The sequence below is a fragment of the Carboxylicivirga linearis genome (genome assembly GCF_018271995.1).
GTDB classification, from domain to species: domain Bacteria; phylum Bacteroidota; class Bacteroidia; order Bacteroidales; family Marinilabiliaceae; genus Carboxylicivirga; species Carboxylicivirga linearis.
Window position 1 is genome coordinate 55,239 of the sequence record NZ_JAGUCO010000011.1, and the last position, 24,818, is coordinate 80,056.

Genomic DNA, 24,818 nt, shown 5'->3' on the forward strand with positions numbered 1-24,818 from the left:
CTCACAATATTCCTTTCGGACTGCGGTCTATGCACTTCGGACTTAATAATTATCATCTAACTTCCCAATAGGAATATTAATACCAAAATACATTTCACCTCTTCCTGCTTCAGGTTTAAAAAGGTTACTCACAAAAGTGCTTGAACCTATAAACAAATACTTCCATCTCATAGCCAATCCTACTTTAGTAACAATAGTGCTGCTGGTTATTGGCAAATAAGCGCCCCATGTTTTATTTTCGAAACGAGGAGTTAAATTCACTTTCCAAATATTATTATTGACAACGTTTAACAGGTTTTGATAATAACCCGGCTGATAAGATATTAAACCATTTATATACCAATTAGGATGAAAACAATAATCTGCTGTAACCGCAAATGTGGTTGAAAGATTCATCCTATATGCCTTACTATTTATCTCTTGAATATCCACCGAATTATGAAGCGAATCAACCAAGGCTTCAAAACTTTCAATTCCTTCAAAACGCGAATACGGTACATCATGTACAGACACCTTGAAAGTGGACCTTTCAACATCTTTGCTATGCTTTATATAACCAAGGTCGCCTATTAGCAAGCCTAACTTATACTTATAAGGAATATTAACTTCTCCTTCAGGCTTGTATCGATAGGCCACCCCTAAATCAATCCCAAGTCCGTTATCACCAAACAAATCAACCTTACCGTCATCAATGGTTTCACGAAGATTATTATTAATGGCATAGGAAACATTAACTTCAAAATAATCTATTTTTTCTTTCCCATACATCACCTTTATCCCATCTAAATCAACATAGCCCGATCCTCCTCCAACCAAATACTTAAGATTTGCTCCGCCACTGACTATATGCTCGCCTTTATCCCAAAGAATGCCTGACCAGGATAAAGAATACTCCATCCATTGATTTACTACCGATTGGAAATGCTCATCTGATAAATCATTTAATATATCAGGATTATCATATCCTCTGAATAGATTGGTAATCTCATCATTTGATGACTTATAAATACCATCAACACGCAGGTTGGTCGAAAAAGCTACAGCATGTTTTGAGTTTATCCGATACGAAACGGAAGGTAACATCATATGCCCTGTTGCCAATAACAAAGTTTGATCGGAAGCTAAAAAATATTTCAAATCATTAAACCCAACCCTTCCTAAGGCCTTCAGAAAATCCGACTCATTAAATGCAATGTTGTTTACCAAACTCACTTGAGGTGATAAAACATTAATGTTCCATTTATAATTAGAGAAAATTAAATCGGCAGGCTGATTGTAAATATTTTGTAAAGGATAATAACAACTTGTATGCACACCTTGATACACCTGTGCATAGGCATAAGCACTGAAAAATGCAGCAAGCAGGATTATCAATGTTTTTTTCATTGGGCTATGATTGAAAACGCAAGTTAATCAATTCGTGAGTTTAAATTTAAATCAACTTGCCGTTTTTTTATAATTAATACAAAATAGTATTTTAGGATTTTAAAACTGAATTTTACACAGTATCTAATGAACCTTATTTTAATAGCCACCGCGCCAGTTCTTATCATTCTGTTCTATATTTACTATCGCGATAAATACGAGAAAGAACCTTTTGGATTATTGATTAAATCTCTGATTGGCGGAATGCTAATTTGTATCCCTATTATATTTGGTGAACAATGGACGGCTTCTATGCTTCTTCCTTACAAAAACAATCAGTTTATCGATGCTTTTATGGATGCCTTTTTTGTGGCCTCGTTTTGGGAAGAATCATTTAAGTTGACAGCAGTTATGTTATTGGTATGGCGAAATAAAAATTTTAACGAACGCTTTGATGGTATTGTTTACGCTGTATTTGTTTCTTTGGGATTTGCCTTAATTGAGAACATCATGTATGTGGTGAATACTGATAATGGATTGCATACAGGTATTGCCCGTGCATTTACAGCTGTACCGGCCCATGCCATGTTTGGTGTAATGATGGGATATCATCTGGGCTTGGCTCGTTTTATTGGTAAGCATCAGAGCTTTCATTTGTTTAATGCATTCTTTTACCCATTCCTGTTTCATGGATTATACGATTTTATTCTGATGAGCCAAAGCAAATGGTTACTACTTACTTTTGCACCATTAATGGTTTATTTATATATCCGCATAAAAAAAAGATTGCTGCAGCACTCCAACGACTCTGTTTTTAAACCCTTAAATTTGTCGGATGACTGAGCAACAATTAAAGAACAGGGATTTTTCGTCAGAACTGAAATTTTCTGCATCGCGCAGTGGTGGTCCTGGCGGTCAGAATGTGAATAAGGTGAATTCTAAAGTAGAACTTCGTTTTCATATTGAATCATCACAGCTTTTAACTGATCATGAAAAGTCAATCCTCATTCATAAACTGGCAAATAAACTCAGTCAGGAAGGTGAATTGATATTAACAGCACAAACCGAACGCTCTCAACTGAAGAATAAACTAATTGTAACCGAACGGTTTTATAACATACTGGCATCTGCATTAACGCCTCAGAAAAAACGAAAGCCAACACGAAGAACCAAATCATCCATCGAAAAAAGATTGAATAGCAAACGCAAGCAAGCTGAGAAAAAAGCTAACAGGCGGTTCACATCTTAAAAGCATTCTGTACCTTTGCCCCAAAATAAAAAAATAGCCATGCAAGAAATAACACTTGGACAAGGATTTGGTCAATTGACCTTTGGAATGAGCAGAGACGAAGTAAAAAAGTTAATGGGTGAGCCAAGTGAGATTGAAATGATTGATGGCGATGAGGAGTCGGGTGCCATGGAAGCCTGGCATTACGACGAAGAGGAATTATCTCTTTCGTTTGAAGAAGACGGCGAATGGAAACTGTTATCTATCACCACAGCATCGCCTGATGTAATGTTCGAAGGCATCGACCTGATTGGATTAAGCCAGGGTGAAGTGATGGAACAAATGGAAGTCTTTAATCTGGGCGAATTTGAGATGGAAGACCTTTCTGACGATGGCAGTGCAAAAGAAATGGTGGCCACTAACAACGACTTCAGTCTGAACCTGTTTTTCGAGAATGATTTGCTGGCCGAAATTCAATGGGGACCTTTCTTTGATGATGAAGAAGGAGAAGTAATCTGGCCTGAAGAAGAATAAAAAGCGACTAGTTGAGAGCCTTAGCTATTAGCTTCTTGTTTCTGCACTTTCAACTTATATAAATCTAAAAGCTATCGAATAGTTTTATGGCTGTTTAATATAGTTTATAATTGAAGCGTCCAATTATTGGGGCGTTAGCATTTGTTTATTCGTCCGCCTTGTGTTGAGAAAGCAATTATTATTTACAAATTCACTACTTACTCGGAAACAATCAATTAATAAATGCTAATTCGCTCTTTACTCAAGGAAACGCCCTATTAACATTTACTTATTGGCTCACCTGGCCCGGAGTGAAGCTTTTAATATTTACATATTTGTCCAATCCTGCAGAAATTGACAAATTAGCATTTACATATACCTCCACCCCGAAAGTCTCTGATATTATTTATTAACGCCATATCGGTTCAACTACATTATATCAAATCATTATTTACTATACTAATACAATTATTATCACCAAAAACTGATTTACATACCTCTTTCTACAGGCTATTGCCTGTTTACCTAAATCTTTAGCCTTTCTTAACACCAAACAATTCATTAAATCAATTAATTGTATTATTTTTGCGCCCGCAAAAACGCTTAATACAATGATTACAGTATCAAATCTGGCCATACAATTTGGCAAAAAACCACTATTCTCTGATGTAAACCTAAAGTTTACTCCTGGTAACTGCTACGGCTTAATTGGAGCCAACGGCGCAGGAAAATCAACTTTCCTAAGAATACTAGCCGGCGACCTCGACTCAACTCGTGGAACAGTTAAGATGGAACCGGGCGAACGCTTGTCTGTTCTAAAACAGGATCACTACGCTTTTGATGAATTCACTGTACTGAATACCGTATTGATGGGTCATAAAGAGATGTGGGATGTGATGCAGGAAAAAGATGCATTGTACATGAAACCTGATTTCAGTGAAGAAGATGGTATGAAAGCTGCCAAGCTGGAAGACGACTTTGCTTCGATGGGTGGATGGACAGCCGAAAGTGATGCAGCAGGATTATTAAGCGGTTTGGGCATTAAAGAAGATTTGCATCAGCAAAGCATGGCTAACCTTTCGGGTAAAGAAAAAGTACGTGTGCTATTAGCACAAGCTTTATTCGGAAATCCGGATAACTTATTGCTCGATGAGCCAACCAACGACCTTGACCTTGAAACAGTTCTTTGGTTGGAAAACTACCTGGCTAACTTCGAAAACACAGTGATTGTGGTGTCTCACGACCGTCACTTCCTTGATAATGTTTGTACCGATATTGTTGATATCGACTTCAATAAAATACGTAATTTCTCAGGTAACTACACATTCTGGTACGAATCAAGTCAGTTAGCTGCCCGTCAGCAAGCAATGCAGAATAAAAAGGCCGAAGAGAAAAAGAAAGAGCTACAGGAGTTTATTTCGCGTTTTAGCGCTAACGTTGCTAAGTCGAAACAAACAACCAGCCGTAAGAAAATGATTGACAAGCTGAACATTGAAGAAATTCAGCCATCTACTCGTCGTTACCCTGGTATCATCTTTCAGCCTTCACGCCAGTCAGGAGATCAGATTTTGAAAGTAGAAAACCTGAGTTATTCAATCGATGGACAAACTCTTTTTAATGATGTAAATTTTAATATCGAGAAAGACGAGAAAGTAGTATTTATCTCACGCGATAATCGTGCGGTAACAGGATTTTTCGAAATCATCAACGGTAACACTAAAGCTGACTCTGGTGAATTTATCTGGGGACAAACCATTACTACAGCTTATCTTCCAATGGATAACACAGAATTCTTCCAAAAACAAATTAAGTTGTACGATTGGTTAGCTCAGTTTGCCAAAGATACTTCGGAAGATTACATGCGTGGTTTCTTAGGTAAGATGTTGTTCAGCAACGATGATATTGAAAAGAATGCTACGGTACTTTCCGGAGGTGAAAAAATGCGTTGTATGATTGCCCGTATGATGATGGAAGAACCTAATGTGTTGATATTAGATCACCCTACCAACCACTTGGATTTGGAATCGATTCAGGCGTTTAACAACAACATGAAAACATTCCCGGGGCAGATTTTAATGGCTTCTCATGACCACGAATTTATTCGTACTACCTGTAACCGAGTTATTGAATTAACACCAAACGGTATTGTTGATAAATTAATGGATTTTGAAGAATACCTGGAGAGCGAAGAAATCAAAGCTGTTCGTGATTCGAAATACTAACAGCAAGTAACAACTCATATATATTTCAAAGGGTCAGTTCTATTTTTGAGCTGGCTCTTTTTATTTGTATCAGATTATTATTTATTTTTAAAACTATAAATACTAACTAATCTATGAAGAAAATATTCCTATTGTTTTTGCTAATTCTTCCACTTACTGCCTATTCGCAGGAGAGCCATACAATTAAAGAACTGGGATTAATATTTGGAGAAGGAAACAGTCCCGGCATTACATTTAGAGTAGGAAAACCAAACTCTTTATTTCGATTTAGCAGTTTACTGATAAACGGAGAAAAAACTACTTTATCTACTGCAAGTAATGATATTGATCAAAAATACTATGGTTTGGGATTGATGGTTGGTAAAGAATTTAGAATTCAATTAACTGATAATTTATGGGCTCGTCAGGGTATTGATCTTACTTTTCGTTACCAGTATGAGGAAGTTTATTATCCAAATGGATCCTACAATCAGACTGTTTACGGTTCATACTATTCTAACTCAGGTGATTTGACAGAAGAAACTAACACCTACATACCCGGGTTTGATTTGGTATTCGGATTAAATTATGAGCTAACCGATAATTTAATTGTTGGTATCGAATTACTACCTTACTTCCAAATGATTAAATCAAAAGAATCAATTACCCAAGGAGATAATCCTACGGAAGACATAAAAACGAGACAGTTTAAATATGGAATTGATAGCAATTCCGCACTGTTATCCATAGTTTTAAGGCTAAATTAGTATTGAATTCTCAAAATAAAAAGGATGCAGATTCTAAATCGAAAAAAGATTAATCCGGCCATAGCCCATTATACAGGTAAAGTTCACCACGAAGAAATAAGTATTCAACTCTTTAATTATAATGCCGATCAACATACTGAAAACATTGAGTTTGACTACAAAGCTATAAAAGAATTTCCTCAGGATAATCAATCGCACTGGTTGAATATACATGGCATTCACGATGCTGAAAAAATACAGTTTATATGCCAACAATTAGGTATTCATCAACTGGCCATGCAGGATATATTGGATATCAATCAGCGACCTAAATTTCAGGAATACGACGAATACTGGTTCTTCTCGCTCAAATCAATTCTTCCATCGGATAATAACCATGTTGATCTGGAGCAAATCAGTTTTATTCTTGGTGATAACTTTTTGATTTCATTTCAGGAGAAAAAAGCTGATTATTTCGATCATATCCGGTCGCGCATCAGACAAAACATTGGAATTGTTCGGCAACGAAAAACCGATTATCTACTTTATCTATTATTAGAATCCATACTGGATAATTATTTTAAAACCTTAGCTCGTATTGACGAAAAGATAAATGAAATTGCTATTACTGATAAAAAAATAGACCTGAGTCCTGACTTATTGGAATACATTGAATCCTTTAAGCGTCAGATTTATCAAATAAAGCGGAATGTTACTCCCATTAGAGATTTTGTTTCAATGATTGAGCGTGAAGAATTTCAGATGATAGAATCGAAACACGTTAAATATTACTTCGAAATAAAAGATCTTTGCCTCACTATAATTGATGATTGCGAACAAATTAATATGCGTTTAGAAAGTAATATCAACTTATTCTTTTCTGTTCAGGGAGACCGCATGAATCAGGTAATGAAAACACTCACCATAGTAGCCACTTTCTTTATTCCTCTCACATTTGTTGCCGGTATTTATGGTATGAATTTTAACAATATGCCCGAGTTAGGCTGGAAATATGGTTATTTAAGTGTTTGGATACTAATGATAGTATTGACCGTTATAATGATTGCTTACTTTAAAAGAAAAAGATGGTTCTGATTTATACCTGTATAATCATTCATACATTTATCAAAACACGATCAAATCAAATGTTAAATATTTTTTAACACCCATTATCTCCCTAATTATTCTACAATTACTCACAAGTGCTTCATTTTTCACATAACCTTAACTTAACAACTTAACTTTTAAAAAGCATTGTAATCATCTAATGTTGATATTGGTTTAATTTCCTGCTTACCTCCCACCTCTACATTTGCGGCAGAATTACTTAAACCTATTAGCAATCATGAAAAAAATGAAACAACTTGCCTTGTTGTTAGTAACATTGGTAAGTATCTCAACTTATGCTCAAAGTGGATTTATACACGGACGTGTTACTGACTCTAAAAATTTTCCACTACCCGGTGCAGCTGTGTATGTTCAAGGACAAACAGAAACCGGAACAATAACTAATGTGGATGGATTTTATCGTTTAAAAAACTTATCAGATGGAAGTTATACTTTAGAAGTTAACTACATTGGATTTGAAAAGGCATCCATTACGGTTGAAATAAAAGGAGGTAACGGAACAGAAGCAAATTTTGTTTTGAAAGAAGGAATTGAACTTCAGGAAATTAAAATTAACGGCCAGCTACAGGGTCAAACCAAAGCTTTAAACCAGCAAAAAAACAGCATTAATGTAACCAATATTATTGCTGCTGATCAGGTAGAGCGCTTCCCTGATTCAAACATAGGTGATGCTTTAAAGCGTATACCGGGTATTAATGTTCAGTACGACCAGGGTGAAGCACGCTTTGGTAACATCCGTGGTACTGCACCTGAATTAAACTCGGTTACCATAAACGGAGACCGAGTTCCTTCTGCCGAAGCTGAAACACGCTCTATACAGCTCGATCTTATTCCTGCCGACATGGTTCAATCCATTGAGGTAAATAAAGTAGTTACAGCCGATATGGAAGGAGATGCCATTGGAGGTTCAGTTAACCTGGTTACCCGATCTAAGCCAGGCGGACGACGTATTTCTGGGTCGTTAGGTAGCGGATACAATTTCCTTACTCAAAAACCTATGGCTATTGGATCGATTGTTTACGGAGAAAGATTTTTCAATGATAAGCTGGGTATGGTTATTTCCGGATCTTATTTCAATCATCAGTTAGGTTCTGATAACATCGAAGCCGAATGGGACGAAAATGGTAATATGGTAGATTTCCAGGTTCGGACTTATGAAGTTCAACGCGAACGTCAAAGTTATTCTGCATCATTCGATTATGCTATTAATGAAAATCACACATTAGAATTCAAAGGTATTTATAATCGTAGAAAAGACTGGGAAAATCGTTACCGACTTCAATACAAAGATATTGAATTAGATGATGACGGAAATATGGTAGCTGAAATTCGACGTCAAACCAAATCAGGTACCGAAGACAATAAATATGCCCGTTTGGAAGATCAGTCAACTATGAACTTTTCATTAGGCGGTGAACACCATTTCGGCATTGTAACGGCTGATTGGAAAGCTTCTTACTCAAAAGCCAAAGAAGAACGTCCAAACGAACGTTACTTAACCATGCGCTATAAAGATGTAAGCGTTAGTCAGGACCTGAAAGACACAGAAAAACCAAATGTAATTGTAAATGATGCCGATGCGCGGAATTTAAACAGTAACTGGGGCTTTAAGGAGTTATCTGAAGAATTTCAATACACCGATGACATTGATAAAAACTTCAGAATGGATTTTGAGTTACCGGTAATGACTAATTCAAACCTTAAGTTTGGTTTCCGTTACAAAGGCAAAGAGAAAAAACGCGAAAACGAATTTTATGAGTACGAACCTACAGATGAAGATGGTTTTATTATTGATGCAACAAGCTCAGCAAACACAGTAGATAAAACCAAAGACAATTTCCGTGCTGGAGATTATATTGCAGGTAATTTCGTTTCCAAAGAATTTGTTGGAAAATTGGATTTAACTGGTTCTAATTTTGAAGGAGAATCGGTTCCTGAAGAAATTGCAGGTAACTTTGAAGCAACTGAAAATGTAACTGCCGGTTATGTACGTTGGGATCAAACCATTACATCGAGATTAAAAGCTGTAGCTGGTCTTCGTTACGAAAAAACCAATATTGAGTATTCTGGTTTTAGTTATGATGCCGATAACGATGAATTAACACCAACAGACAAAGAAAGCAGTGACTATGCTAATTTCTTACCAAGCATCTTGTTGAAATATGACATTAGCGAAAACACAAAACTAAAGACTGCCTGGACCAACACCATGGCTCGTCCTAAGTATTATGATTTGGTACCATATGTAATATACAGCATGGATGATTTGGAAGTATCTTACGGTAATCCTGACTTGAATGCCACTAAATCAATGAACCTTGATTTGATGATAGAGCATTATTTCACTTCTATTGGTTTGGTTTCCGGAGGTGTTTATTACAAAGCCATCACTGATTTTATTGAAAGTCAAACAACCTACGAAGATGTTAATGGCGAAAGATGGGAAAACATCCAGCCTATTAATGTGGGAGATGCTGATTTATTTGGTTTCGAAGCTGCCTTTCAACGTCAGTTAACTTTCTTACCCGGATTTTTCAAACATCTTGGTTTCTATGCTAACTATAGCTACAACTACAGCAAAGTAAGCAACATCAAACTGGAAGATCGCGAGGATGAAGACATTAAATTACCGGGAACACCTGAGCATACCATTAATGCATCATTATTCTACGAAAGTAAAAAACTTACTTTACGTGCATCGTTAAATTACGCCAGCGACTTTTTGGATGAGTACGGAGGAGAAGCATTTGAAGATCGATACTACGATAAAGCCTTATATATGGATTTAAGCGGATCATATGATATAACCAGCAATCTTAAATTCTTTGCAGAGGTTAACAATTTATTAGACCAACCGTTACGATACTATCAAGGCGAATCGAAATACACGATGCAGGCTGAATATTACGGTATAAAAATGCAAGGAGGTATCCGCTTTAACTTTTAATATCTATGAAGAAACAAATAACAATCATTTTCACGTTACTTATATTTGTTATTGGGGGGTGTCGTCATAAAAGCGACACCTCATCAACAACAAAAACAGACCTTGAAAAAATGGATGGTGAATTGGAAGCCATCGAAGACTCTATTAAATATGCCAATGCACTGGCACTGCAATCTCAAATTGGTCGAGCTGTCTCACCTAAAGCCGAAACTCAGCCTGTTGCACAGGAAAATGGTGTAGATGCAGCTGATGATCCGGCCATTTGGTATAACGAAGAAAACCCGGCTGAATCAAGAATTTTAGGAACTGATAAAAAATCGGGATTGGCGTTGTATAACTTGCAAGGAGAATTGGTTTCCTTCAACCCAGTGGGCAGAGTCAATAATGTTGATTTGAGATACAATTATCCAATTGATGGAAGAACCATAACTATTGCTGCTGCCTCGGAACGAAATGCTAACGGCGTTATACTTTTTGAAGTAACAGCCGATAGTTTAATTGCACTTCAGGCCGAGCCTACCCGTTTGGATTCTAATATAATTGATGATGCATACGGTTGCTGCATGTATTACAGTCGTAAATCAGATAAGTATTATGCATTTGTATGCGGTAAAAATGGTAATACTCAACAATTACTCATCAGCAATAAGGATGGACAGGTTCAACTTACACCTGTTCGTACCATTAGCCTTTCATCGCAATGCGAGGGCATGGTTGCCGATGACGAAGAAGGAATATTGTACATTGGAGAAGAAGGCAAAGCTATTTGGAAACTCGACGCTGATGAGGAAGCAGATACAAACATGACTATACTTGCCAATAGCGACAGCACAAACATTAATATTGCTTTTGATATTGAAGGCCTGGATATTTATTATGCCGGCAACAACAAGGGCTATTTGATTGCCTCTATACAGGGTAACTTCTCATATGCTGTTTTTGAAAAAGAAGGTGACAACAAATATTTGGGCAACTTTACCATTAAAGGAAATAACAAAGTTGACGGAGCTGAAGAAACAGATGGTTTAGCTGTTACTAATATGGCACTGGGAGATGCTTTTCCAACAGGGTTATTAGTAGTTCAGGATGGTTTTAACACCGATAATGGCACAGATAAACCTCAAAACTTTAAATTGGTTGACTGGGCTGACATCGCCAAAATTTACGAAACAGAATTAACAGTAACACCTAATTTTAAATGGTGGACAAAATAATTTAGAACAATCATCATTTTTTAAAAAGAGCCACTTCGAACGTTTTCGAGATGGCTCTTTTTTATCGATGAATTATTGTTTACTCTTTAAGAATTTTAAAGGCCTTATACTCATTTTCATTCAACGTTAATTCCATCAAATAAAATCCTGCCTTCAAATGACTTACTGGCAATGATATCTCATTCACCTTTTTATGTTTTGAACTCAAAACCTCTCTACCCGACATTGTATTAATCTTTACTTCAACTACATCGTATTCGTCATTTAAATCAATATGTAGATTGTCTGATACAGGGTTTGGATAAACCTCAATTTCTGATAAGTCAGTATTATTAATTCCTGTTGATGCCGTAACGTGTAATACCCCATCTTCAAAATACCATTCCAATCCTTCTCCGGGAGAAGCAGGGATTATCTCGTCAAAGTTTCCACTATGACTGGATCCTGAAAACAGAGTTATTGAGTTACCGGCTTTCAGTTCTCCGGTTAAGTTTACGATTAAAGTTCCTCCATAAGTAATGGCTCCCGAACTATTAATCAAATCCTTACTTTTTGCAACAGAGTTTATATCCATTGTAATGATACTTCCACTATTCAGGTTTAACCCACCTACCGAAAAAGCACTAACATCATCATCTCCGGGTTCTAACCCAGCTCCTTCTCTAACATAGACTTTTCCGTACAAACGACCTTTACCCGCCAATGTACCTCCTTCAACTACAGTGTTGGCTGTTGATGTATGCGTGCCATTTACAATTAGCTTACCATCAGTAATAGTAGTTGTTCCTTTATAGGTATTGTATCCTGTTAATCGCCAAACACCTGTGCCCTCCTTAACAATGGTTGTAGTACCATTATACCTTTCATTGGAGCATTCGTTATTAATCACTCCATTAAAAGTTTCATCTGTTCCGGCACCACCAACAATCCATTTCATGGTTGATGCATTATTTTGCTTATCGGCTCCACATAGCTTTGTACCAGAGTCACCTGATAAACCACCCAGACGCATTGTACTGGCATTTTTCCAACATATAACTTTGGTTGATCCGGTAGTTACTAAAACTCCATTGGGTATTCCATTGGTATTATTTAGCATAAACTGAGTACCATCGCTGGTACTTCCTACTCCATTTGCATATAGGGTACCACTAAATTGAGACCAGTCTCCCTGTATATATTCACGAACGTAGTAAATATCATAATTTAATGTTCCTTCGCCACTAACTGCTCCTTTTAAGTAACATGTTCTATCCATTTGAAAATAGCTTGTAGTTCCAGCTGCTACTTCCATATTGAAATTATAGGTCTCGTAGTTGGCACTCTCGCCACCCCAAAGTTTTAATCTTCCACCATTCAAAACAACGGTTCCTGAAGTTCCCATTCCAGCTGTATTCGTTAAGGCTGTCATACCATTTAATTCAAGTATTCCTCCTGAAACTACTGTCTGACCAGCATATGGATTTTGATTAGTTAGAACCAAAGTACCATCACCTGTTTTTGTCAAACCTCCTTGTCCTGCTAAACTACCATTAAGTGTTACAGACGTACTGTTATTATTTACCGAAAAACTTGTTAAACCATCCAATGCAACATTCCGATCGGTACTAACTGATGATCCGGTATATCTGATTTCTCCGCCAAGCCAAACCCAGTTAAAATCGTAGTTTTGAGATGCGCCAATTGAACTGGCCACTCCACCATTAGCCAGGCTACTAATTTCCATTACTCCATCATGAATTACAGTTGCTCCGGTATAGGTATTTGAACTATTTAAAGACAGAGTTCCGGTACCTGCTTTATTAACGGAAGTGGCGCCTCCAATTGCACTGCCCGAAAACGAATAATCACTTTCAGCACTCACTACAACTATTGATGGATGTACTTCTTCGGTAATATTAATAGATTGCGATTCGGACTGAGTACCAAACAATACTTTGCTATCGTTTGTAAAACTAACTGGATTAGTAGAACTCATCCAGTTTAATGATGTAGAATTCCAATTTTGATCTTCACCGGCAGTCCAGTTCATATCTGGTTCGAAAGCATCCAAATCAACAACATCAACCGGTACAGGCTTTGTTTTACATATAAGAACCACAGAATATTCCGATTCTATTTCTGAATTAAAGGCTTTCACCCGGTACTCACCTTCCTCCTCTGGCTCCAACCCTTCCACTACAAAAGTATCTTCATTTACTCCGGTTGTGCCTATTTGTGTAAATACACCATCAACCTTACGTTCAATAATATAACCATCTTCCTGCTCGGTATAATCGTACCACCTCAGCGTAAGAGTGTTTTGAGTTGATTCAGCCAAACGCAGGTTTAATGGCTGACGAAGATAACCCTGTGTATTAGATACATCAATGCTATTGATGTAATTTTCGATATTGGCATAACCATTTTCAGCAATTTCCATTGCATCGGTTGCCAGATTAGCATTTAAGCCATTAGCCTCTTCCCACCAATCGGGTATTCCGTCACCATCGGTATCTACAGGATTATTGCCTGCCCATAACGACCAAACTTCTGGCGCTCCAAATGGCAGTTCTTCTTCTGATGTAATAATTTTCCCTTCCTCACCCAGTGATTCAACTTCATTTATAAGATAATAATCTATAAAGTCGCGACAAGGCAATGAAGCTCCTACATCAGGTAATAATGAGCCGTACACTTCTTGTGAGCTGATGATCGGCAATACTGGGTAATCATATCGTTCGTTCTGAAAATCGGGTCCTCCGAAATAATCAGAATAAGGAACTAAAGCACCATTTAAACTTCCATCCTTATCTCCATCATACCAATTATCATCGGCATAAATATGAAAATTTGAATTAGCCCCACTCAATGGAACATCGCCATCGTTAGGCCCTTTTATAAAATAATTACTCACACAATTGGCATATGAGTGTCCTTCGGAATCACCTCCCATAATATATGCAGCACTCCTCCAGTTATACACCATATTATTGGCATACTGATTAACTCCTTTTATTTTACAATTTCGGGTGTCATTATCAACATATAGATTTCGATACAAAGTTACACCTCCATTAGTTTGGATTAAGCCTCCTGCCGAATGACTCATCAAACCTTGTGCAACAATACAGTTTTGGATTGTTATGTTGTTGGGCTCTGTACCTTTTCCATCCCAGTTGATTGAGAATGTTTCGTCGCGTCCCCACGAAACGGAACAGTGGTCAAATATCATATTAGAACCATTGGCAATACCAACAGCATCTTTACCGCTATCACCGTACTTTTCGCCCATGCGGAATTTCATATACCTGCAAATACTATTATCAGCTCCTGAAAAAGTAACTCTGTTTCCATAAACAGTAATTCCTTCCCCGGGAGCAGTTTGTCCTGCAATATATAAATTGGATTTAGCCGATAGTGTTGAATTAATTTTAATAACACCCGCAACATCAAAAACAATAATACGGTTACTCTGGCTCATGGCATCACGCAATGATCCTGTACCTGAATCATTTAAATTGGTTACATGATAAACGGATCCATTTCGGCCACCAACAGCATATTTACCAAAACCTTCGGCTCCGGGAAAAGCTAATTGTTGAGCATTAGAATGTGAAGTAAGAAAAGTAACCTGCAAAAGCAGGAACAGTAAGTAGAATTTTTTCATTGAGAATTTGTGTTAGCTGATTTTATAAAATCAAACATACACCATTCTCTATTTTATGACTACTGCTAATTTTCCAAATACATGGAAATTTGTACTAATTAGGCTTTGACAATTTCTTTCCTCGCGCCTTTAATTCCATAGGCAAGACACAGTTATATACAAATCGGTTAATCGGAACATCTACCCCCAACTTCTTAGCCAACTTAACTACTGTACCGTTTTGATACTCTATTTCAGAAGGACGACCTTCCCAAACATCACGCGTTAATGATGAAGTTGAATTGTATGGAAAAGAATCTAAGAAGGCTATTGTTTTATCAATAAAATCAGACTTGATATTCACACCTTTTTTCTTCGACAAATCATAAATCTCATTTAAGAGATCAATCATCATTTGACGAGTTTCTTTTATCTCGCGTATTTCACCATAGGTAGTTTTTGTTACAGCTAACAAAGCACTCACGCAGATAGATATAAACTTCTTCCATAAATCGACTTCAATATCCCGAGATGCTTTATTAGTAATACCAGCATCATCAAATAATTGAGTCAATGCTGCTGTTCGTTTCGTTTCGGTTTTATTCAACTCACCAAAAACAATTTCAGGCTTTACACCAAAATGATTAATTACACCCGGGCCATCAATTTTACTAATAATACGACACAAACCGTTCAAAACATGCGATGGATTAATTACTTCACTAAGCTCTTCTGCTGCCATTACTCCATTTTGCAACGGTAAAACCATACTGCCAGGATGTAGAATCTTATTAATATCTTCACGCACTTCTTTTATTTGCCAGGCTTTTACGGCTGTTATAACCAAATCAGGAGAATCTATTTCAAGAATAGCATCGGTTGCTGCAACTTCTTTTACATGAAAATCGCCATGGATGCTTTTAACCATCAATCCATTTTCTTTGATGGCTTTTAAATGCTCACCACGAGCTAAAAAAGTTACCTGATTGCCGGCTTGGGCCAGTTTAGCTCCAAAATAACCTCCTACACCACCGGTTCCTATTATTGCTATGTGCATGTCTATCTCATTTGCCATTCAAAATTAATGGAGTTTAAGAATATAGAAACTGTTTATTTACATTTTTATAAAATCATGAACCATCAACTTGTCCTTTTGTTGAACTTTCAATTAGTTTTGCAATTAATAAGTAAGGAGTAGAAGATATAATGGAGTACAGACGATTCGGGAAGACCAACAAAAAAATTAGTGCAATAACAATGGGTGGTATGCGGTTTAAGAAGGTTTGGGATAATCCCAGACAAGAAATACCACACGAAACACAAGACCATTGCAATAACTTAGTTGATTTAGCCATTAAAAACGGCATTAATCATTTCGAAACTGCTTACGGATATATTAAAAGTGAGACCGTTTTTGGTCGTACTTTAAATGATGAATTAAAAATTGACCGATCGTCTTATCACCTTATGACAAAAGGTAATCCCCAAACGGCTGAAGAAACACGTAAGCTGGTTGAGGAACAACTAAAAACTCTTAAAACCGATTACTTCGACTTTTATGCATGGCATGGGATTAACACAGACGAGCTGGTTCAGGCGTCATGCAAAACAGGCGGCCCTGTTGAAGAACTGCTTAAGATGAAAGAAGAAGGGATTATTCAGCATGTTGGTTTTAGTACACATGGTCCGTTAGGTGTTATACAGAATGCTATAAATACCGATTTGTTTGAATTTGTAAATCTGCACTATTATTATTTTTATCAACGAAACGAAGCCGCTGTTAAGCTGGCTCAGAAAAAAGATATGGGCGTTTTTATTATTTCGCCTAACGATAAGGGTGGACAACTCTATAAAGCTCCCGAAAAAATAAAGAAAGCCATTCCTCATGCCACACCCATTCAATGGAATGCCCGTTTTTGCTTAAGTAATCCTGCCATACACACCTTATCTTTTGGCATGACTGAAATGGCGCATTTCGAAGAGATGAAAGGCATATTCCCAAGCTCTATTCCTTTAAATGATAATGATCAAAAGGCAAAATATAAACTTGATCAGATGGTTCATGATGATCCTTATGCAGCCATTGACTCCTGGCATTTAGAAGAGGATCCTTCGGATATGGATATTCCTTTGTTATTGCATTGGCGTAAACTATGGAAATGCTATGATTTGCTTGATTTTGCCAAATACCGTTATAAAGAATTAAAAACACCTAATCATTGGGTTCCGGGAGTATTTGCCACTCCTGAAGCAATTGATAAAATTGATTTTTCAAAAGTTCCATCGGATCTACCTCTTCGCGAAATGCTTACAGAGGTACACAAAACGTTATATCAGCCTCCTGTTGAGTTTAATTTACTCAATCCTAAAAAAATAACACTGGCAAAGTAACTTATTGTTACTCTGCCACCCGCATGGTATGAAAGGCTGTAAAAGTTCTTCCATATCTGTCTTCAGCCTTCACTTCAATCATATATCTGCCTACCGGAAAATCGCTTCCTATATTTGCCTCCCAAATATGTGTTGATTTGGCAGGCCCCATTAACGGCATTCCGGGAAAATCCTGAACGGTAAGAGTTGAATCTGCCAGCCAAACTTCATCCAGTTTAATCTTTTTGAAATTCTTCCACCTTTGAGCTATCTTTTCATAATAAGGATCAAACTTTACAACTTTTGTCATTTCTTTCCAGTCTGTCTGTCCCTTTATCCGGTATTGTAGTTTCGAATTCTCACATCCGTTAAAGAAATTAACCGTAAGTAAAGTCGTATCTGACGAACCCGCCAATATTCCACGTGGCACATGAATATTCATCTGATGATCTTTAGAACTTCCTGCAACTTTCCAATCAATTTTATAATCGGCACCATTAAAAGAAATAAATGCATATCCATTAGGCGTGCCATCACGCATCATCGTATGTGGAATATCTGTTTCATTTCGCAAACCGCACCACCAGCTACCGCACGAAGTACCCACATTAAAATGATGATGAGGAACGGCTTGTTGCCAATCGGTATTTTCCTTATGAAAAAAACGATTCTCCTGCATATGAGTATGAGCTGATAACGAAAGTGTATTTGGGAAATCTTTCAGCAGATCGAATAGCTTTTTCTGATCATCTTTTCGAAAACTACTATCATCAATAGCCAATGGAATATGCATATTAAGAACAACTATTTCATCCTTTGGTACGGTATTTAAATAGTTCTCAACAAACTGTAACTGATCATTTCTCAAGCCGCCTTCGTATTTTGTTGAACCGGCTTCTTCGTGATGAAGAATGTCATCCAGTACAATAAAATGCACTTTGCCATATATAAATGCATAGGTTGAAGGTCCGTAGATACTTTTATAGGTATCATTAGATTGCATATCATCTGGCGACATATAATTAACATCGTGGTTACCGGTAACATTATACCATGGAATTCCAATTTGAGCGACAGCCTGATTTAAAGGAGTGAACAAGCTTAGATCATCACCCACAATATCTCCCATGGTTATTCCAAACAAGGCCTCATCGTTATCGACCAATTCCGTTATTATATCTTCAGCAAGAAAATCAATCTGCTCAATGCTATAAGGTTGCGTATCGCCAAAAACCAATAATTTAAATTCATCCGAACTGTCAACTTTATATAAGGGGAAATTAATCTGATAGGGCAAATCACCTGTGGGTTTGATTCCAGCATATTTATAATCACTTGGCGATCCCGATGGTTTGTACAAATAATAAAATTGGGGTAAATTTTGTTGATTTAAAGGAGTCATCCATCCGTCAGGTTTAATGATGAATATAACTGCATCATTGGAAACTGAGATTTCGTATTTTCCTTTTTTATTGGTTTTAACAATATCAACACCATTAGAAATTAAAACACCTTCAATTCCTTTCTCGTTTTTATCTATTACTCCGTTTTTGTTCTCATCATGAAAAACATAGCCTTTAGCTTTTTGATATTCGTCATTACTACCATTAAGCCTTATAGCCTCATCTCCTATTATGGCTTTACTACTAAATACTGCAAATAAAAAGGATAAAGTAAGAATCAGGTATTTCATTTTTTCAGGATTAAAGTTCATAATGCAACTTACACAATTTGAAACACATATCGTTAAACTTTGGTTTAATATTGTTTTATTTATCCCTCAATTACTAATGTGTAAAGAATCATCCCTTCTTTCCAGATACAAAGAAAGGTCAAGCTTATAATGATAAGACTCAACCTTCAACACCTAACTAATGCCCATTACTTTAAAAGCTATACTTTAAAATAGGAAATTGTATTTCTTAATTTTTGCATCTCTGATTCAATATCCGAAGAGTTGTTTAGCATTTGATCAGAAACCATTAAGGCACCCTGAGCTTTTTGAGATAAAGTCTGCATTACCTCATTTATTTGTTCCACACCTGCATTTTGCTGCATATTAGCAGATGATATTTCCTGAATTGAATCAGTTGATTTCTGTATTTTTGGTAAAACATCACTAAACCTTTCTCCGGCATACCTTGTCATCTGCAGACTATTTTCTGCCTCATTAGAGATGGAAGAAGCTACCTCTTTACTCTTTTCCGCTAGTTTACGCACCTCTGCAGCCACCACTGAAAATCCTTTACCACTGACACCGGCATTGGCCGCCTCCACTGCCGCATTTAAAGATAGTATATTCGTTTGCAGTGCAATATCAGAAATCATATTTATTTGTTCGGTAATGGAAGTTACTGCGTGTAAACTTTTTGAAGCTGCGTCATGTACATCCTTTATTTCTTGCTGAGTTTCGGATGCATACTTTGAAGCACGTTGAGAATTTACATTGTTATTGGCAATATTACTGGCCATCTCTTCCATTGTTGATGAGATTTCCTCCAGGGAGGATGCTTGCTCATTAATGCCTGACGATACATTTTCCGATACTTTTCGTAACTGATAAGCAAGATCTTCAAATTTAGTCATACTCTTATTGGTATCGGAAATAATATTAAGTAATTGAGTTTTTAGATTAAATAATGAGTTGGTAAGTATCCCCAATTCATTCTTCTTCTTACTCTGTTCTATTTGAATATTTAACTCTCCTTTAGCCAATTCATTGGCTTGTTCGATGGCTTCATCCAATGGTTTACGCAGTATTTTATTAAGGTAACTGAAAACAAAAAATCCTACTGCAACATTTAATAATGTTATCATTAACGACTGCCATCCTTCCACTGAAGATTTAAAATAAGAAGTATAGCTTACAAATAAAATGAAGATTACAATGTATAAACTAAAAGTAAACATTATTGATTTTCGAAAAATCAATTTTAATAACAGGTATGCAACCGGCATTGTTGCTAAAGCAACCAAGCCTTGCTTTATAAACTCATTCATATCTCAAATACTATAATTAGTTTTTATTTTCTTGAGGCAGTTAGTTTGATTTCTTGAGGAAAAGCAAATTGTGATTGAACAACCTTACCCAAAACCACTCCTAATTGATTGGCAATATGAATCTTACTCACAAACCCCCTGAATCCAGAGCTTATTAGATCATTTAGATATACCTGATCGTTATACAAAGAAACAGCAACTAACTTTACTTTTGGGCTGATGAAATTTATCTGTTTACCAACATCAATACCATTTAAATCAGGCATATTTATATCAATAATAGCAATATCTGCCCTATACAATTGTGGATGCTCCAGTAGCTCTTTTCCACTGTTAGCTTCTCCAATTAGTTTAAAACTTTTATGCTTTAATAATAAAACTTTAATCCCTTCAATAAAGTCCTGATGATCATCTGCAATAATAATATTAAATTGTCTTTCCCCTATCATATTAGCTTTAACGACAGGCAAAAACGTTTGTTGGAAGGAGAACGCTAATTATCCAGGAAAATCACCCTAGTTTACAGGTAGGGAAAACCCTAATCTTAAATATTTACTACTTTATTTTTAACTGCCCACACAATTAAACCAGCATTATTATTGGTATCCGTTTTACGCATTAACTTACTCTTTTGCTTCTCAATAGCTTTTACACTGACAAACATTTTATCGGCAAGTTGTTTATTTGAATATCCTTTACAAATGTTGCCCAGTAGCTTTCGTTCATCATCGGATAATTCTATCTTCTGATTTTTTTCTCTGATTGTTTCCTTATCTATAACAGCCCTGTATAATAGTTCTTCAGAAAAGAATGTTTGATCATTGAATACTTTTCTAATCCCTTTTTCTAAATCAGAAGAAGAAGACTGTTTTAGAATAAACCCTTTGGCTCCGGCTAGCAAAGCATCATAATAATAATCACTTTCGGGATGCATTGACAACATTATTACTTTAAGTTGAGGCTGGTCTGCCAATGCTTGCTTTGTAGCTTCAATACCATTTAGTTCTGGCATATCAATATCGCATAGTACTACGTCGGCCTGCACTTTATCTAAGTTATTTATCCATTCCAAGCCATTGGCATATTCCCCAACTATAACAAAATCACCTATCTTATTTATAATTAACCGAATACCTTCCCTTACAATAGAATGATCTTCTACCAGTAAAATACGAATCATATTTATTGATTTTCTTCCATTTGAATAATTACTTGAACACCATTGCCCGGAGATGTAATATATTTTATAGTTCCACCTACATTATTAATTCTGTTTTGTATATTTATTAGGCCGTTTCCCTTAGTAATACCTTCTTCAAAATCAAATCCAATTCCATTGTCGGAATACATTACATTAATCCGTTCTCTTACTTGTTCAATACGAATCGTTAATTCATTGGCTTTACTATATTTCAACGTATTATTAATCAACTCAAGGATAGCCCTATACAAAGCAAATTCTACAATATCTTTTTGAAACTTTAATGGTGTTGCATTCAAGCTTACACTAATATCAGAAATATCTTTGATATTTTGCAGAAAAGATCGGACAGCTTTCTCTAATCCATATTGTTGTAATAAATGAGGACTCTCATTATTAATTAATAACCGCAGTTCGTTTAGTGCATTTTCCAGTAATTCATCTAACCGTTTAAGATATTCTTCATTAACTTCCTCTTCATCTCTAAGACTATGTGCATAAATTTTTGCAGTAGTTAAGAGAGGTCCTAATCCATCGTGTAATTCTCTTCCTATTCGTTCTTTTTCCTTTTTCTCTGTACGTAAAGTACTTTCAATTATTTCTTGTCGTTTTTTGAGCCTTTCTGTCTGATCTATAAAAGTACAAATCACTTCATTTTCCGTTAAAGTATGGTATACTCGCACATATTTTTTTAAACCTTTTCCTGTGGTAACATGGTAATCAATTATATTAGATTTTAAAGGATCAAATGTTTCTACAATATTCTTGACCTCTATCAATTTTTGTTTTCGTTCTTCCTCATCTAAATATGTTTTATTCAACCAGGCTTTCACTGTTGGCGTGTCTTCCAACTTTAAACCAAAATAGTCCTCATATGCTCTATTCACCATAGTTACTTCTCTTTTTTTATTGAAGGTTGAAACTGGAACAGGCATGAATTCTAAGGTGTGTTTTATCCTCTTTTCGCTGTTAATGTGATTCATCAATTCTATATTATATGCTTTAAAAACCTTAAAAATTGAGATGAGAGACACATAAGAAATTAGAAAAACAATCATTAAATCAATAATCCAATTGATAATATTGTTCGAAAAAAAATCTCTATTTAAACTAATTTCAAGTATTCCATTCACAAATAAGTACATTAAAACTAAATAACTTGAACTGATTAAAAGAACAGAAAAGATAAACCAGTGTAATCTAAGATAGAAAAAAGAAACGCATATGTAAGCTATAATAAAAAGACTGGAATTGCTATAAAAACCAAATTGATAAACACCTGAAACAATGATAAGATATAAAACAACTAAAAAAGAAACAACTCTAAGGTTTATTAGAACATATCTACCCCACAGAGCCATTGATGCAGTTAAAACAATAAAACCCATTTTCAAACCAGCAACAACTGATAGCCCTGACCAAAATAAGGCTATATCATATATCATAATTGGTATAAAAAAAACCGCCAATCCAATCCAGGCATGGTTAATTATCGAGCTTTTTATTTCTTCAAGCGAATCTGCAAACCCCTTTGGAAATGTAAAGTAATTTTTAAGCATAGATATTCCCCTTATATCTTATATTAAAAAGTTATAACGATTTATATAATCCTTAAATCATTATTAATAAGGCCGTAATGGTTAAAAGCAAAGTTAGGTATATTATATTAGTATTTAATTATACTATTTGATTCAAATGTAGTGCTTCCTTACAGTTTAGTGATTGAAATCCACTTTTTAGACATTTTGATAATAAGTATATATTCCTGTAAGAAAGAACACTATGCTTATCAGCTTTAAGTAATATTTTTCCTTGCATTTAAACAAGTTAAAACACTAGATATTAGAAATTAAGTCAAAGGTGAATTTCAAAATCATATCAGACTTATCATTAAGCTCATAATCGGGTTTTACTCCCTTATTAACATCAACACCTCCAAACTGAGTGAACTTTTTAGGAGAAATATAAAACGATAGATTCATTACAGGTGTTTGATGCATCCAATAATCGCCATAGTATTCAATGGTTCCTCCCGTTTCTTCACCAATTAAAGCACCCAGGCCCCACTCTTTAATAACACCTGCAAATGTTGCTGCGGCACTGTATGTACCTTTATCTGTTAAAACATATAGGTTGCCTTTAAATCGATTATTTTTGGGTGGAGGAAGCTTTATCTGAACAGGTAATAACTGAAGACTGTCAATCGGGGTACTTTTTATCTGCTCATACGTTTCAGGATACTTTGTTTTATAATATTCAAGCAGATCTCTACTTATCCTGGTTTCTATTAATTGATATTGAGCATAGCTCTGATCTGTTAGATAATTCATTAAAGAGTCGACAACAACACTTCTTCCACCACCATTTTCACGTACATCTATTATTAGGTTTTGGATATTCTGTTTACCTATTAAAGAGAATGAAGTATCAGCAAAAGTGCAGAATTCATCAAGATCACCAAAGAATTTAATCTTCATCAAAGCAGTTGATTTTGATTCATCAATGGTTAAATCAAACTGTTGATATTTTTTAGATGAGCTTCTTTTTACACTTTTAAGAAATTCAGTACTTGAGATCCCATCAACTTGCACTCTTTTTAGGGGATGAGATCTGTCAGTAATCAACATATCGTAATTTGCTTCCCAACCGTAAACGATCCAAGTCAGAAATCGGAAATAATAAGCTACCTGATTTTGTCGAATATGGGAAGAAGCATCTCCAAACAAACTTTCCATTTCAGAAATCATATCCTTCACATCTTCACCATTTATCTGCAATATTTCCTCTCCGCCTTCAAACAAAGTGCTATCATTACCCAGGTAGTAATCTATAAATAATGAACCATCTTCAATGCTTACCAAAAATGGAAATGATAATCCTCCTGACTGGGAATATTCTTTTCGTTGATCAAACGGTATTTGAATGCCAGTATGTCCGTCTTCAATATTAGCTATTAACCTTGAAAATAATAAATAACAATCATTCTTTGTAAGACTGTCGGGCAAACTGCTTTTTAATTCTGCCACTTGGTTCTGCCACCAGTTACTTTTCTCTTGATCCAACATTATGGGGTGAATAGCACTAACTTTTTCGGCAAGATAATCCAGATCTGATTCTACTTCCGCTTTTAAAAAGTATTGATAATTTATTTGCCCATAGGCAATTGACGAAAATAAAATAACTAACAGCGTAAGCAGATTCTTCATAATTGGATTCAATATTTTTCTAATAACTTAAGGTGCCGTAAATATAGACACTTAATAGAAAAATAAAGAAT

General features: G+C 35.8%; 18 protein-coding genes. 9 read left to right on the forward strand and 9 right to left on the reverse strand.

The window, feature by feature from the left end; all coding sequences use genetic code 11:
* Positions 1-42: 42 nt before the first annotated feature.
* Positions 43-1,386: a DUF5723 family protein gene (locus KEM10_RS14235; RefSeq protein ID WP_212216693.1), complete on the reverse strand. Its 1,344-nt coding sequence runs from the start codon at positions 1,384-1,386 to the stop codon at positions 43-45.
* Positions 1,387-1,512: 126 nt separating this feature from the next.
* On the opposite strand from KEM10_RS14235, the gene KEM10_RS14240 reads away from it, so the two are divergent.
* The 8 genes from KEM10_RS14240 to KEM10_RS14275 all read left to right on the forward strand — a co-directional run bounded on the left by KEM10_RS14240 (position 1,513) and on the right by KEM10_RS14275 (position 11,342).
* Positions 1,513-2,208, forward strand: coding sequence for a PrsW family glutamic-type intramembrane protease (locus tag KEM10_RS14240; protein ID WP_212216694.1), 696 nt, complete (start codon positions 1,513-1,515; stop codon positions 2,206-2,208).
* Positions 2,201-2,614, forward strand: coding sequence for an alternative ribosome rescue aminoacyl-tRNA hydrolase ArfB (gene arfB / locus KEM10_RS14245; protein WP_212216695.1), 414 nt, complete (start codon positions 2,201-2,203; stop codon positions 2,612-2,614). Before KEM10_RS14240 ends, arfB begins: the two co-directional genes overlap by 8 nt.
* 39 nt (positions 2,615-2,653) lie before the next feature.
* Entirely contained in the window at positions 2,654-3,127 is a 474-nt protein-coding gene (locus tag KEM10_RS14250) for a hypothetical protein (RefSeq protein ID WP_212216696.1), read from the forward strand.
* A gap of 590 nt (positions 3,128-3,717) precedes the next feature.
* Positions 3,718-5,328, forward strand: a complete 1,611-nt coding sequence (locus KEM10_RS14255) for an ABC-F family ATP-binding cassette domain-containing protein (protein WP_212216697.1) — start codon at positions 3,718-3,720, stop codon at positions 5,326-5,328.
* Positions 5,329-5,441: 113 nt separating this feature from the next.
* Complete coding sequence (locus KEM10_RS14260; protein WP_212216698.1) at positions 5,442-6,074, forward strand: hypothetical protein; 633 nt, start codon at positions 5,442-5,444, stop codon at positions 6,072-6,074.
* Between the two features lie 24 nt (positions 6,075-6,098).
* On the forward strand, positions 6,099-7,148 hold the full coding sequence (corA, locus tag KEM10_RS14265) for a magnesium/cobalt transporter CorA (RefSeq protein ID WP_212216699.1): 1,050 nt from the start codon (positions 6,099-6,101) through the stop codon (positions 7,146-7,148).
* A gap of 250 nt (positions 7,149-7,398) precedes the next feature.
* Positions 7,399-10,128: a TonB-dependent receptor gene (locus KEM10_RS14270; RefSeq protein WP_212216700.1), complete on the forward strand. Its 2,730-nt coding sequence runs from the start codon at positions 7,399-7,401 to the stop codon at positions 10,126-10,128.
* Positions 10,129-10,133: 5 nt separating this feature from the next.
* Positions 10,134-11,342, forward strand: a complete 1,209-nt coding sequence (locus tag KEM10_RS14275; protein ID WP_212216701.1) for a phytase — start codon at positions 10,134-10,136, stop codon at positions 11,340-11,342.
* Between the two features lie 79 nt (positions 11,343-11,421).
* On the opposite strand, the gene KEM10_RS14280 is transcribed toward KEM10_RS14275, so the two are convergent.
* Together KEM10_RS14280 and KEM10_RS14285 are read right to left on the reverse strand one after the other, a co-directional pair.
* Positions 11,422-14,991: an autotransporter-associated beta strand repeat-containing protein gene (locus KEM10_RS14280; protein WP_212216702.1), complete on the reverse strand. Its 3,570-nt coding sequence runs from the start codon at positions 14,989-14,991 to the stop codon at positions 11,422-11,424.
* A gap of 94 nt (positions 14,992-15,085) precedes the next feature.
* Complete coding sequence (locus KEM10_RS14285; protein WP_212216703.1) at positions 15,086-16,027, reverse strand: ketopantoate reductase family protein; 942 nt, start codon at positions 16,025-16,027, stop codon at positions 15,086-15,088.
* Between the two features lie 200 nt (positions 16,028-16,227).
* On the opposite strand from KEM10_RS14285, the gene KEM10_RS14290 reads away from it, so the two are divergent.
* The gene (locus tag KEM10_RS14290; RefSeq protein ID WP_262897931.1) at positions 16,228-17,361 is read left to right on the forward strand and encodes an aldo/keto reductase; all 1,134 of its coding nucleotides are present in this window, start codon (positions 16,228-16,230) and stop codon (positions 17,359-17,361) included.
* A gap of 7 nt (positions 17,362-17,368) precedes the next feature.
* Here KEM10_RS14290 and KEM10_RS14295 read toward each other — a convergent pair whose 3' ends face one another.
* The 6 genes from KEM10_RS14295 to KEM10_RS14320 form a co-directional block, all read right to left on the reverse strand.
* Positions 17,369-19,033, reverse strand: a complete 1,665-nt coding sequence (locus KEM10_RS14295; RefSeq protein ID WP_212216705.1) for a calcineurin-like phosphoesterase C-terminal domain-containing protein — start codon at positions 19,031-19,033, stop codon at positions 17,369-17,371.
* Between the two features lie 200 nt (positions 19,034-19,233).
* Positions 19,234-20,340, reverse strand: a complete 1,107-nt coding sequence (locus tag KEM10_RS14300) for a methyl-accepting chemotaxis protein (protein WP_212216706.1) — start codon at positions 20,338-20,340, stop codon at positions 19,234-19,236.
* A gap of 23 nt (positions 20,341-20,363) precedes the next feature.
* Positions 20,364-20,789 carry a response regulator gene (locus KEM10_RS14305; protein WP_212216707.1) on the reverse strand — a complete coding sequence of 142 codons (426 nt, stop codon included), beginning with the start codon at positions 20,787-20,789 and terminating at the stop codon, positions 20,364-20,366.
* Positions 20,790-20,884: 95 nt separating this feature from the next.
* Positions 20,885-21,520 carry a response regulator transcription factor gene (locus tag KEM10_RS14310; RefSeq protein ID WP_212216708.1) on the reverse strand — a complete coding sequence of 212 codons (636 nt, stop codon included), beginning with the start codon at positions 21,518-21,520 and terminating at the stop codon, positions 20,885-20,887.
* A gap of 2 nt (positions 21,521-21,522) precedes the next feature.
* The gene (locus tag KEM10_RS14315; protein WP_212216709.1) at positions 21,523-23,100 is read right to left on the reverse strand and encodes a sensor histidine kinase; all 1,578 of its coding nucleotides are present in this window, start codon (positions 23,098-23,100) and stop codon (positions 21,523-21,525) included.
* A 276-nt stretch (positions 23,101-23,376) separates the two neighbouring features.
* Positions 23,377-24,747, reverse strand: coding sequence for a S41 family peptidase (locus KEM10_RS14320; protein WP_212216710.1), 1,371 nt, complete (start codon positions 24,745-24,747; stop codon positions 23,377-23,379).
* Between the last annotated feature and the right edge of the window lie 71 nt (positions 24,748-24,818).